This is a genomic window from Mesorhizobium sp. C372A (assembly GCF_030323245.1).
In the GTDB taxonomy this organism is placed as follows: domain Bacteria; phylum Pseudomonadota; class Alphaproteobacteria; order Rhizobiales; family Rhizobiaceae; genus Mesorhizobium.
Map to the genome: position 1 here is coordinate 1,279,720 of NZ_CP100475.1, position 12,618 is coordinate 1,292,337.

Below are 12,618 nucleotides of genomic sequence, written 5' to 3' on the forward strand. Positions count from 1 at the left end.
GGCAAGCCTGATCAAATATGGCGTGATGAATTATTCCGACCCATCTATCGTCGCAACCACCCCGTTCCTCGGCCTCGAGAACGTGCGCAAGACCTATCCGGGCGTGGTGGCGCTGGACGGCTTTTCCATGGAGGTCAGGCCGGGCGAGGTGATCGGCCTGGTCGGCGAAAACGGCGCCGGCAAATCGACCTTGATGAAGATCCTCGGCGGCGTCACCAGGCCGGACAGCGGCGCCATCACCGTCGACGGCGTTGCGCATGACGGGCTCACCGTCGAAGGCAGCCTGGGGTCGGGCATCGCCTTCGTCCACCAGGAACTCAATCTCTTCGAAAACCTCGATGTTGCCGCCAATATCTTCTTCGGCCGCGAGCCGTTGCGCGGCGGGCCGCTGAGATTGGTCGACCGCGCCAAGCTGCGCGAAATGGTGGCGCCACTGCTGAAGCGCGTCGGCGCCAATTTCTCCGCCGATACGCCGGTTGCCTCGCTGTCGCTGGCGCAGCAGCAGATGGTCGAGATCGCCAAGGCACTGTCGATCAAGGCGCGGCTGGTGATCCTCGACGAGCCGACGTCGAGCCTGCCGCTCGCCGAAACCGACAAGCTGCTCGACGTCATCAAGGCGCTGAAGGCCGATGGCATCAGCGTCATCTTCATTTCGCACCGGCTGCATGAGGTCGAGCGCGTCGCCGACCGCGTCGTGGTGCTGCGCGACGGCATGCTGGCTGGCACCTTGCCGAAGAGCGCCATCAACCACGACCAGATGGTCAAGCTGATGATCGGCCGCATGCTGAAGGAGCGCGAGAAGGCCTCCGAGGCGGCTCGGGCGCCGGGCGCCACTGCGCTCTCGGCCAAAGCCATCCGCACCCCCGCCTACCCTGCCCGGCCGGTCGACCTCGACATCAGGCGCGGTGAAATCCTCGGCCTCGCCGGCCTTGTCGGCTCCGGCCGCACCGAACTGGCGCGGGTGTTCTTCGGCATAGACAGCACGCTTGGCGGTGGGCTCGAACTCGACGGCAAGCCGCTTGTGCTGGGTTCGGCGGCCGATGCGGTCGCGCATGGCATTTTTCTGGTTCCGGAAGACCGCAAGCTGACCGGCATTTTGCTTGACCTGTCGATCGCGCAGAACATCTCGCTGCCCAACCTGCCGGCGCATGCGAAGCGTCGACTGGTGTCGGCAAGCGCCGAGACCGCCACCGCCGAGAAGCAGAAGAGCAATCTCGGCATCAAGGCGCCGTCGGTGCAGACGCGAACCGGCACGCTGTCGGGCGGCAACCAGCAGAAGGTGGTGCTGGGCAAATGGCTGGCGATGAACCCGAAGGTGATGATCCTCGATGAGCCTACGCGCGGCATCGATATCGGCGCCAAGGCCGAGATTTACGGGCTGATGCGAGCCTTGGCCGATGCCGGCGTGGCCGTGCTGATGATCTCCAGCGACATGGAAGAGGTGATCGGCGTGTCCGACCGCATCGCCGTCATGCATGAGGGCCAGATCTCGGGCATTCTCGACAAAGAACAATTCAGCCAGGAAAACGTGCTGTTGCTGGCGGTCGGCAAGCCGGCAAACTAGCGGGCTTCAGGCGATTGCCGGTCCGGCGCATTGGGGAGAAGACGATGAGCAAAAAAGATCTCGGCCTGCTGATCCTGATCCTGGTGGTCGGCGCCGTGGTGACCGCCATCAACCCGCGCTTTCTTTTGCCGATCAACCTCGCCAACACCTCGAACCTGATCGGCCTGTTCGGGATCCTCGCCATCGGCCAGGCCTTCGTCATCATTACCGGCGGCATCGAATTGTCGGTGGGATCGCTGGTGGCGCTGCTCGGCACGCTATTCATCGATTTCATCGCCGTGCGCGACATGCCATGGCCGCTGGCGCTGCCGCTGATCCTGGTGCTGGGCGGCATCATCGGACTGGCGCATGGCTGGCTGATCACAAGGCTGAAATTGCAGCCCTTCGTGGTCACGCTGTGCGGCCTTTTGATCTATCGCGGGGTCGCCCGTTTCTATACCGCCGACGGCACCGCCGGCTTCGCCTTCGGCCAGAATTTTCCCGAGCTCGAATTCCTCACCGCGGGCCGCAGCTATGGCGTGCCCAACAGCTTCATCGCACTGATCGTCATTTCGATCGTCATGTGGGTGGTGCTGCACCGCTCGGTGTTCGGACGCTACCTCTATGCCATCGGCAAGAACGAAGAGGCGGCGAAATATTCGGGAATTCGCACCGGCCGTGTCGTCATGGCCGCCTATGTCATCTGCGGCGTGCTGACGGCGCTGTCGGCGATCTATTTCGCCATGTACACGCGCTCGATCTCGCCGGCCAGCCACGGCCAGTTCTACGAGCTCTACGCCATTGCCGCCGCCGTTCTCGGCGGCTTCTCGCTGCGCGGCGGCGAAGGCTCGCTGGTCGGCGTCATCCTGGGCACCGTGCTGCTGCAGGAGTTGCAGAACCTGGTCAATCTGCTCGGCATCCCGTCCTCGCTCAACTTCGCGGTGATGGGCGGCGTGATCCTGATCGGCGTGCTGGTCGACCAGCAATGGGGCGTGTTCCGCGCAAGGCGGCTGATGCTCGATGCCAGCCGCAAGACTGTCGCGGCCGAGTAGCGCTACATCACGCCGGAGATATCCGAGAAGGCCATCGCCTTGCGCAGTACCTCGGCGAAGCGTTCTCCGGCGGCTTCGCGCTGGCCGCCGTTGTCGATGGAGGTGACACCGGGTCCGGACAAAGCGACATTGGCGCTGCGGGCGAGCCGAGCCAGCACTTCGCCGCGCGATTCGCGGCCGCGCTGGGCGAGACGCTCGGCGAGGATTTCCGGCGAAGCGGTGATCTCGACGACAGCCAGATTGGCATAGCGCTCCCGCAGCACCGGGATGACTGCGCGCGAGACATTGGCCACGGCGACATGGCCATTGGCTATCGACCAGTCGACATCGGCCGGGATGCCATAGCGCAGGCCGTGCGCCTCCCAGGAAATGGCGAAAGCGCCGTCGGCCTGGGCCTCGGCAAAGGCGGCGTCGGCCAGCGTGTCGTGATCCTCGCTTGCGGCGTCGCTCGGCCTGGTGATGACCCGGCGGACGAACTCCAGCCTCGTCTCGTCGGCAAACAAGGTGCGGGCATAGCCGATTACCGTATCCTTGCCGGCGCCGCTCGGGCCGACGACGGCGACAAACACGCCGTTGCGGAGCGGAAAGGCCTCGCTGCTGAGTTCGCGCTCGATCGACGCCGAGACCATCAGGCGACCCGGCGCCCTTGGCGCCAGACAGTGCGCACGACCGGCACATGGTCGTCGACGCGCACACGCACCAGATCGGCGCGGCGGCCCTGTTCGATGACGCCGCGGTCGTTGAGGCCGATCGCCTCGGCCGGATTCTTCGACACCATCGCAACCGCCTGCGGCAGGGAAATGCCCTCGACGACGTCGCCGAGGAAGAAGGCCGACTGGATCAGGCTGAAGGGAATGTAGTCGGACGACAATATGTCGAGCAGGCCGTCGCCGGCCAGCGTGCGGGCCGAGACATTGCCCGAATGCGAGGAGCCGCGCATGACGTTGGGCGCGCCCATCAGTACGCCGAGCCCGGCATCCTTCGAGGCCTTGGCGGCTTCCAGCGTGGTCGGGAATTCCGCGACGCGCACGCCCTGCTCGATCGCCTCGTCGACATGGCCTGATGTGGCGTCGTCATGGCTCGCCAGCACAATGCCCCGCTCGTTGCAGGCGGCTGATATCGCCACCCGGTTCGGTCCCGAATTCTTCGCCGATTCCGACATCCGCTTTTCGCAGAACAATTGGAAGTCGCGATCGGTCAATTTCAGCTTGCGCTGATAGTAATGGGCGTAGGTCTCGAGATTGACGAACTGACGCTGTCCCGGCGCATGGTCCATCAGCGAGGCCAGCTTGACCCGCTCGTCGCCATCGAAATTGGCGAAAGCCCGCAAGCAATCCGGCGCCGAGACCTCGCAGCGCAGGTGCAGGAAATGGTCGGCCCGCAACCGGTCTTTCGCGACGCTGTCCTCGATCGCGCCGGCGAGCTTGCGGATGTCGTCGGAGGTAATATCCGCGTCCTCGTCCATGCCGACACGCAAAGCGTCGAGCACGGTGGTGATGCCGGCGGTGGCCACCTGCGCGTCATGGGCAAGGACGGCGGCGATCGGGTTCCAGCGCACTTTCGGGCGCGGCGCATAGTGGCCTTCGAGATGGTCAGTGTGCAGCTCGACCAGGCCGGGAATGATGTAGTCGCCGCCCATGTCCTCGCCGCCCATGCTCCCGCCGGTGTGGCCGGTGCCGGCGTCGACGCCGGAGATAAAACCGTCGCGCAGCACGAGCGACCCTTCGACGATCTCGTCGGCAAGCACGATGCGGGCGTTGTGGAGAACAGTTTCGGCGGTCATTCAGGCAGTCCTTGCTTACTCGGACGAATTGCGGTCAGGCGGTTTTTCGGGCAGCGCGGCGGCCGAGCGCATGATGCGAAAGCACCATGAACGGAGCGCCCGGTTCGGTTTCGACGAACAGCGTCAGCGCATCCACCAGCACCGGCTGCTGCAGCACATCGGCGAACAGGCTGTCAATTGCCGCGCGCAGACGTTGGCTTTCCTGCGGCCCGGCCCGGCCGGACAGTGTCATGTGGAAGCGAAAGGTCTCAAACACATAGGGATAGCCCCACTGGCAGAGATTGCGGAACTCGGCCGGCTTCAGCGAATCCGGGCTGCGCCGCTCGATCTCGGCCTCGGTGAGCGGCGCGCGAAAACGGTCGAAGCTAAGCACGACATCATCGGCGAAACGGTTGAGCGGCGGCAGCGGGCCTTCCGGCAGCAAAGCGAAGAAACCATCGATCTGGCTGACGACCAGGCGCGGGATGGTGACCGTCGGCGTTGCTTCGGCAAAGGCGTCCAGCGCCGCGCGCAACGAGCTTTCGGTTTCGTTGGCGGCCAACCGGAAGGGCGCTTTCAGCGTCGCATGAAAACCGTAGCGCCGCGCCGATGCGGTGTGAAAGGCGACTTCGGCCGCCGACAGCTCGCCCACCGCCTCGACCGGCCTGGTGGCGGCGCCAAAGGGGTCGCGGCCCAGCCAATTGGCGGCGATCCGCGCCAGCGGTTCGTCCTGCCTCGGGGTGAAATAAATGGCGTAGCGCATCGAAAAAAATCCTCGTCAGCCCGCTGCCATAGGTGATTTCCATGACGGATTGACGAAGCTTATGCGAGTTTTCGAAGGCAAATCGACCCCATGGATCGTTAGCCGACGATTTTTCGCTGCTAGACCAACAGCTTCCGGCGCAAGCGAAGGCCGATCAGGCCTTCATGAGCCATTCGTGCTCGGGCGCGTTGTGGAACTTCCACGTCCGCTTCGGCCCGGCCATGACGTTAAGGTAATAGAGGTCGTAGCCGTGACAGGCCGCGCACGGATGATAGCCCTTGGGCACCAGCACGACATCGCCGTCCTCGATCGCCATCGCCTCGTCCAGTTCGCGGGCGCCCGACTTGTCGGCGTCGGTGTAGACCCGCTGGAAGGCAAAGCCCTGCGGCGGGTTGAGGCGGTGGTAATAGGTTTCCTCAAGATAGGATTCGGCCGGCAGATTGTCCTGATCGTGCTTGTGCGGCGGGTAGCTCGATGTGTGGCCACCGGGCGTGATGACCTCGACCACCAGCAGCGAGTCGGCGGGCTTGCCCTCGGGCAATATGTTGGTGACGTAGCGCGTGTTGGTGCCTTTGCCCCGAGTCTCCTGGCCGAGGTCGTCGGGTGCGATGACGCGAACGGGCAAGCCGCCGCCCAAGCCCGGCGCCGAGCAGACCGCGAGTTCGAGATCGGTGTCGGCGGTGACCGACCAGTCCGAACCCTCCGGAATATAGACCGACCACGGCTTGCCCTCGAAGGGCGACATGCGCTCGCCGAGCAGGCCGAGTTCCTGGCCGCCGGCCCTTGCCGTGCCCTTGCCGGTGACGAACACCAGGCAGACTTCGCGATCCTGCGTCTTGCCGGATGCGGTCTCGCCCGGCTTCAGGCGGTGCAGGTCGAAGCCGACATAGGTCCATCCGGCGCTTTTGGGCGTGACATGGGCGACGCGGCCATGGCCCTTGTCGGCTTTGACGAGCAGTTTCGACATGTTTTGTCTCTCCTATCGCAAGTCTTCGAGGTCGGCCTCTCAACTTCGTCATCCTAGGGCGAAGCAGGAGCGAAGCTCCGTCGCGAAGACCCTAGGATGACGAAGCGAGGGACGTTCCGGCCAATCACCGACGTAGGCGATACGCCAGGTGTCCAGTGTCCGACCCGCAAGCCCTTCCGAGCCACGGCCGCTTCATTCCTTCGGTTCGGCGTCCGCCTTCGCTTCGCCGGTCTTCGGTCGATCAGGCGCAGCCTTGCTCTCCTCCACCGGCTTGTAAAGGTAGAAGAACTGCCAGACGGCGTAGGCGGCAAAGCCGAGCGCAATGATGCCCCAGAATGGGGTGCCGGAGGCGAATTCTATTCCGGCCCAGATCACGCAGACGGCGACGACGGCAACGCGCCGCCACAGCGGCCGGAAGAACGGGTGCTCGTAATCCTTCATCGGACCGGCTTACGCATTGGGAAAGCCTTGCGTCTCGACCGTGTAGCCGGCCGCCGTCATCACCCGCATCAGCTCCTTATAACCCACTTGGGCCATCTTCAGCGGCGGGTTCTTTTTCGGGTCCTGCTCGGCCTCGACGACGAACCAGCCTTCATAGCCATGGTCGGCGAAGCGCTGCACGATGGCGCCGAAATCGAGCGAACCGTCGCCAGGCACCGTGAAGGCACCGAGCGCCACGGCGTCGAGAAAGGACTGCTTTGTGCGGTCGAGCCCGTCGATCACGCCCATGCGCACATCCTTCACATGGACATGGCTGATCCGCTTGTGGTGGTTGTCGATGGCGCGCAGCACGTCGCCGCCGGCAAAGGCGAGATGCCCTGCATCGAGCAGCAACGGAATGCCTTCGCCGGAATGGCGCATGAAGGCATCGAGCTCCGGCTCGGTCTCGACCACTGCCGCCATGTGATGGTGATAGGACAGCGGCATGCCTTGCTCGGCGCACCATTCGCCGAATTCGGTGAGGCGCCTGGCATAGGCCCTCATCTCGTCGTTCGACAATTTCGGCTTGGTGGCGAGAGGCCTGGAGCGATCGCCCTGGATCGAGCGGCCGACCTCGCCATAGACGATGCAAGGCGCATTCACCGCCTTGAACAGGTCGATCATCGGCTGGATGCGATCCTTGTTCCTGCCCATGTCCTCATCGACCAGGGTGCCGGAGAACCAGCCGCCGCACAGCGTCACGTCGGCCTGCTTCAGGATCGGCAGCATGATTTCGGGGTCGTTTGGAAAACGCCGGCCCATTTCCATGCCGGTGAAACCTGCCGAGCGCGACTGGCGCAGGCACTCTTCCAGCGAGACGTCGTCGCTGAGTTCGGCAAGATCGTCGTTCCACCACGCAATGGGGGACATGCCCAGTTTGGCTTTCAAGTTTTAGCTCCGGTTTCTTGTTCACCCTCCCCCTTGTGGGGAGGGTCGCTGCGAAGCAGCGGGGTGGGGTGCGGCGCGAGCCCCCCACCCGGACCTTCGGTCCGACCTCGCCACAAGGGGGAGGTAGGGGGCGGGTGCATGTACATCAATCGCCGATTGTCTGCATCTGCCGCTTTTCGTCATAGGCCTTGCGGGCTGCGTTGACCTGCGGCCGTGCGGAGACTTCCGGCACCGCGACATCCCACCAATGGCCGCCGGCATCGGTGGAAATCAGCGGGTCGGTGTCGATGACCAGCACGGTGGTGCGGTCGTTGGTTTTCGACTTTTGCAGCGCAGTCTCCAGGCCGGTGATCGACGGCACTTTCTCGGCAATAGCGCCCATGCTGGCCGCATGCGCGGCGAAGTCGATGTCGGGCAGGATCTCGTGGCGCGCGTCCTTCAGGAGGTTGTTGAAGTTGGCGCCGCCGGTGGCCATCTGCAGCCGGTTGATGCAGCCATAACCCCTGTTGTCGAGCACCACGATGGTCAGCTTCAGGCCAAGCATCACCGACGTGGCGATTTCGGAATTCATCATGAGGTAGGAGCCGTCCCCGACCATGACGACGACCTCCTGGTCGGGCTTGGCCATCTTGGCGCCGAGCCCGCCGGCAATCTCGTAGCCCATGGTCGAGAAGCCATATTCGCCATGGTACGAGCCGGGCGCGCCTGCCTGCCAGAGCTTGTGCAACTCGCCCGGCAGGCCGCCCGACGCGTTCAGCAAGGTCACGCCGGACCCCAGCGCGCGCTGCACGGCGCCGATCACCTGCGCGTCCGACGGGAAGGCGGCGTTGGTCGACGCCGTCACCTTGGAGGCTTCGGCCTGCCAAGCCTTCTTGCCTTGGGTCGCATTGTCGGTCCATGTCGCCGGTGCTTTCCAGTTCCCCAGCGCAGCACCGAGTTCGGCGAGCCCTTCGGCCGCATCGGCGACCAGCGGCAGCGCGCGGTGCTTGCCGGCGTCGAAAGGCTGCACGTTGAGCCCGATGATGGTCTTGCCGGAGTTCTTGAACAGCGCCCACGAGCCGGTGGTGAAATCCTGCAGGCGGGTGCCGATGGCGAGCACGACATCGGCTTCTTCCGCCAGCCGGTTGGCCGCGGACGTGCCGGTGACGCCGACCGCCGCCATGTTGAGCGGATGTGTGTCGGGCAGCGAGGACTTGCCGCCTTGCGTCTCGCAGACCGGAATGCCGGCGCTCTCGGCGAATTTCGCCAGTTCGTCCGAAGCCTGCGCATACAGCACGCCGCCGCCGGCGATGATCAGCGGTTTTTTCGCACCCTTCAGCGCGGTGACCGCCGCCGCCAATTCATGCCGGTCCGGACGCGGCCGGCGCTGGTGCCAGACGCGCTCGGCGAAAAAGCTCTCGGGATAGTCATAGGCCTCGGCCTGCACGTCCTGGCAGAGCGACAGCGTCACCGGGCCGCATTCCGCCGGATCGGTCAGCACCTGCATGGTCCGCGCCAATGCCGGGATGATCTGCTCGGGACGGGTGATGCGGTCGAAATAGCGCGACACCGGACGGAAGCAGTCATTGACCGTCGCGGTGCCGTCGGAAAAGTCCTCGGCCTGCTGCAGCACCGGGTCGGGAATGCGGTTGGCGAAGACATCGCCCGGCAAAAACAGGACGGGCAACCTGTTTACATGGGCGAGCGCCGCCGCCGTCACCATGTTGAGCGCACCGGGGCCGATCGAAGAGGTCGCGGCCATGAAGCGGCGGCGGAAATTGGCCTTGCCATAGGCGATCGCCGCATGCGCCATCGCCTGCTCATTGTGGGCGCGGAAGGTCGGCAATTCGTCGCGCAGCTGGTACAGCGCCTCGCCGATGCCGGCGACATTGCCGTGACCGAAGATCGCCCACACACCGCCGAAGATGGGCACTCGTCTGCCGTCGATCTCGGTCATCTGCTTGCTCAGAAAGCGGGTCAGCGCCTGCGCCATCGTCAGGCGGATTGTCTTGCTCATGGTGTTTTCCTCCGCAGTCCTCTTGCCGCGCCTTTATGCTGCTTTACGGCCACGCGCGGCAAGCCACGCTTCGGTCAACTGTTCGAAGCGCGCGGCCATGTCGGCGATAGCCTCGTCATCCGTCATCTTGCCCGCCAGCCATTGTTCGGCGGCGTGGACGAAGATGGTGCGGCCGACGGCAAAGCCCTTGACGATCGGTGCCTTGGCGGTGGCGGCAAAGGCCGCTTCCAGTTCGTCCTGCGGCGCTTCGAGACCCAGCAGCACGACGCCACGACACCAGGGATCGTGCTTCAGGATCACCGCTTCGATCTTGGCCCAGGCGCCGGCCGACGCCTGCGGTTCGAGCTTCCACCAGTCCGGCTTGATGCCAAGCGCATAGAGTTCTTCCAGGGCGCGCGGGATGGTCGTTTCGTCGAGCTTGCCGTGCTTGCCGGCGATGATCTCGACCAGAAGCTCCCGGCCGACCTTCCGCGCGGCTTCGAACAGCGAGCGCAGCTTCTGCTGCTGCTCTTCCTTGAGCGCTGCCGGATCGTCGGGGTGATAGAAGCACAGGCATTTGATGCAGTGGTCGACCGGCCATTCCACCAGTTGCGAGCCGATGTCCTGCGAGAACTCGAAGCGTAGCGGCCGCGAGCCCGGCAGTTCGACGGGACGGCCGAGCCAGGCAAAGGGGTGGCGGGCGAATTCGAACATCGCTTCGCGGCCATGCTTCTCGTCGATCAGCATGCCATAGCCGTCGCGGCCGGCGGCGACTTTCGCCGCAGCCTTGACCGCCAGCACCTTGAAATCGCGGATGCGCGCCGGATCGGCGCCGGTCTTTGCCGCGACGTCCTCAAGCTGCACACGGTGGTCGCAGGCGAGCGCCATCATCGAGGGGATATCGCGGCGGCGGGTCGTCGCCCAATGGATGTGGTTGATCGCCTCGTCCTTGCGCAACGCTAAGTGCTTGCTGCCGTTCTTGAGGAAGAACTGCAATTCCTCGAAGGTCGGATATTCCGGCGCGCAGAGCAGCCGCGACACGGCGAAGGCGCCGCAGGCATTGGCCCAGGTCGCCGCCGTTGCCAGGTTTTCGCCACCGAGCCAGCCGCGCAGAAAACCGGACATGAAGGCATCACCCGCGCCGAGCACATTGTAGATCTCGATCGGAAAGCCCTTGCCGACGATACCGTCTTCCAGATCGTCGCTGACCGGCCCGTCATAGACGATGCAGCCCATGGCGCCGCGCTTCAGTACGATGGTTGCCTTGGACAGCGCGCGGATCGTCTTCAGCGCGCTCAGGCAATCGTCGGCGCCCGAGGCGATCATGATCTCTTCCTCGGTGCCGACGATGAGGTCGCAATCGGGCAGCACCGTCTTCAGCTGGGCTGAGACGCGGTCGGATTTGACATAGCGCTCAAAACCTTCGGCATGGCCGGCGAGGCCCCAGAGGTTGGGGCGGTAGTCGATGTCGAACACCACCTTGCCGCCCCTGGCCTTGATGATGCGGATCGCCTTGCGCTGGGCGGCGTCGCTGTTGGGCCGGGAAAAATGCGTGCCGGTGACGACGATGGAACGGGCCGAGGCGATGAAGGCTTCATCGATGTCTTCTTCGGCGAGCGCCATGTCGGCGCAGTCGCTGCGATAAAAGATCATTGGCGAGACGCCTTCGCTCTCGACCGAAAGCAGCACCAGGGCCGTCAGCCGTTCCTGGTCGGTCTTGAGCCCATCGACATTGACGCCTTCGCGCCTGAGCTGCTCGCGGATGAAGCGGCCCATCTGCTCGTCGCCGACGCGGGTGAGCAGCGCCGAGCGCAGGCCTAGTCTCGCCGTGCCAACCGAGATGTTGGCCGGGCAGCCGCCGACCGATTTGGCGAAGGAGGTGATGTCCTCCAGCCGCGAGCCGATCTGCTGGCCGTAAAGGTCGACGGAAGCGCGACCGATGGTGATGACATCGAGCGTCGCCTGTTTGGCGTCCATGGCTTCGCTCATTGGAACCTCCCGTCGGTCTTGTTGTCTTGAGCAACGTAGTTGGGGGACACGCGCGAGCGGCAGCGTGGCGCCGGGAATATGAAATAATAATTCCAATCCATAGTCAATATGGAATGAGCATTCCTCCGCGAATTCGAGCGCCGGGCGCCGGCCTAGGCCTTACGCTTCTTTCCGGTGCTGCGCCGCTTCTCGCCGACGCCGACGGTGAGCGCCATGGCCAGCGCCATGGTGGCCGACAGCGAGCGGAAGCCGGCGAAATCGGCCTCGGCGACCTCGAACCAGACCTTGGCGAACTGGGCGAGTGGCGAAAACGAACTGTCGGTGATGGCGACGATCGGCACGCCCTGTTCGGAAATGGTGCGGGCCTCCTCGATGGTGGCCGGTGCGTAGGGCGAGAAGCTGATGGCGATGACGGCGTCCGCCGGGGTGGCGAAGGCGACCATTTCGGCATTGAGGCCGGCGGCGGATTCGATCAGCTGGTTGCGGATCTTCAGTTTGCCCAGCGCATAGGCGATGTAGCTCGCCACCGGATAGGAGCGGCGCTTGGCCAGGACATAGATGGTCTCGGCCTTGGCCAGCAGCGCAATTGCGTCTTCCAGATGGGCCTCGTCCAGCGAGCGTGAGATGTCGTTGAGCGAAGTGCTGGCGGCGGCGACGAAGCCGTCGAAGATGGCGCGGTGTCCAGCACCCGCATCGGCCTTGGCGCGCAGCGCCTGCAGGCGTTCGTCATAAGAGGAATTGCGCTCGCGCAGCCGCTCGCGAAACACCTGCTGCAGGCTGGTGAAGCCGTCGAAGCCTAGTTGCTGGGCAAAGCGGATCAAGGTGGACGGCTGCACGCCCGCCGAAGCGGCGATGCTGGCGGCGGTGCCGAAGGCGATGTCGTCGGGATTGTCGAGCGCATAGGCGGCGATCTGGGCGATGCGCTTGGGCAAGGTTTCACGGCGATCGAGGATCGTGGCGCGCAGCGTCTCGAAGTCGCGAGGTACCCGTTCGTCCATCGTCGCCCCGTCCAAGCTCATCTAGAGCATGATGCCGAAAAGTGTGCAGCGGTTTTCGGACGACATCATGCTCTCTTTAACTCAAGTGACGTCCTCTCTGCCCCATCATAGCGAGCCTGCGCAAGAAGGCCATAAAAAATGAGGCAGACATTCCATTCGGAGAAGAAATGGACTAATTCATCCATCGATCGCTTCAGGTAT

11 protein-coding genes are annotated in these 12,618 nt (G+C 64.4%); 2 read left to right on the forward strand and 9 right to left on the reverse strand.

Annotated features, from left to right (window positions below):
• Positions 1–25: 25 nt before the first annotated feature.
• Together NLY42_RS05945 and NLY42_RS05950 are read left to right on the forward strand one after the other, a co-directional pair.
• Complete coding sequence (locus tag NLY42_RS05945; protein WP_023672351.1) at positions 26–1,564, forward strand: sugar ABC transporter ATP-binding protein; 1,539 nt, start codon at positions 26–28, stop codon at positions 1,562–1,564.
• A gap of 44 nt (positions 1,565–1,608) precedes the next feature.
• Complete coding sequence (locus NLY42_RS05950) at positions 1,609–2,595, forward strand: ABC transporter permease (protein ID WP_023672350.1); 987 nt, start codon at positions 1,609–1,611, stop codon at positions 2,593–2,595.
• A gap of 2 nt (positions 2,596–2,597) precedes the next feature.
• Here NLY42_RS05950 and phnN read toward each other — a convergent pair whose 3' ends face one another.
• From phnN to NLY42_RS05995, 9 genes are all read right to left on the reverse strand, one after another.
• Entirely contained in the window at positions 2,598–3,227 is a 630-nt protein-coding gene (phnN, locus tag NLY42_RS05955) for a phosphonate metabolism protein/1,5-bisphosphokinase (PRPP-forming) PhnN (RefSeq protein WP_023744939.1), read from the reverse strand.
• Positions 3,224–4,378, reverse strand: a complete 1,155-nt coding sequence (locus NLY42_RS05960) for an alpha-D-ribose 1-methylphosphonate 5-triphosphate diphosphatase (protein ID WP_023694645.1) — start codon at positions 4,376–4,378, stop codon at positions 3,224–3,226. Before NLY42_RS05960 ends, phnN begins: the two co-directional genes overlap by 4 nt.
• A gap of 34 nt (positions 4,379–4,412) precedes the next feature.
• Entirely contained in the window at positions 4,413–5,120 is a 708-nt protein-coding gene (locus NLY42_RS05965; protein WP_023703742.1) for a DUF1045 domain-containing protein, read from the reverse strand.
• A gap of 154 nt (positions 5,121–5,274) precedes the next feature.
• On the reverse strand, positions 5,275–6,087 hold the full coding sequence (gene iolB / locus NLY42_RS05970) for a 5-deoxy-glucuronate isomerase (RefSeq protein ID WP_023672346.1): 813 nt from the start codon (positions 6,085–6,087) through the stop codon (positions 5,275–5,277).
• A 192-nt stretch (positions 6,088–6,279) separates the two neighbouring features.
• A complete protein-coding gene (locus tag NLY42_RS05975; RefSeq protein WP_023672345.1) occupies positions 6,280–6,528 on the reverse strand; it encodes a hypothetical protein in 249 nt (82 codons plus the stop codon).
• Positions 6,529–6,537: 9 nt separating this feature from the next.
• The gene (iolE, locus tag NLY42_RS05980; protein ID WP_023695973.1) at positions 6,538–7,455 is read right to left on the reverse strand and encodes a myo-inosose-2 dehydratase; all 918 of its coding nucleotides are present in this window, start codon (positions 7,453–7,455) and stop codon (positions 6,538–6,540) included.
• 145 nt (positions 7,456–7,600) lie between these two features.
• The gene (gene iolD, locus NLY42_RS05985; RefSeq protein ID WP_286455401.1) at positions 7,601–9,451 is read right to left on the reverse strand and encodes a 3D-(3,5/4)-trihydroxycyclohexane-1,2-dione acylhydrolase (decyclizing); all 1,851 of its coding nucleotides are present in this window, start codon (positions 9,449–9,451) and stop codon (positions 7,601–7,603) included.
• A 33-nt stretch (positions 9,452–9,484) separates the two neighbouring features.
• On the reverse strand, positions 9,485–11,419 hold the full coding sequence (locus NLY42_RS05990) for a bifunctional 5-dehydro-2-deoxygluconokinase/5-dehydro-2-deoxyphosphogluconate aldolase (RefSeq protein WP_023755470.1): 1,935 nt from the start codon (positions 11,417–11,419) through the stop codon (positions 9,485–9,487).
• Between the two features lie 152 nt (positions 11,420–11,571).
• Complete coding sequence (locus NLY42_RS05995; RefSeq protein ID WP_023672343.1) at positions 11,572–12,417, reverse strand: MurR/RpiR family transcriptional regulator; 846 nt, start codon at positions 12,415–12,417, stop codon at positions 11,572–11,574.
• Positions 12,418–12,618: the final 201 nt, after the last annotated feature.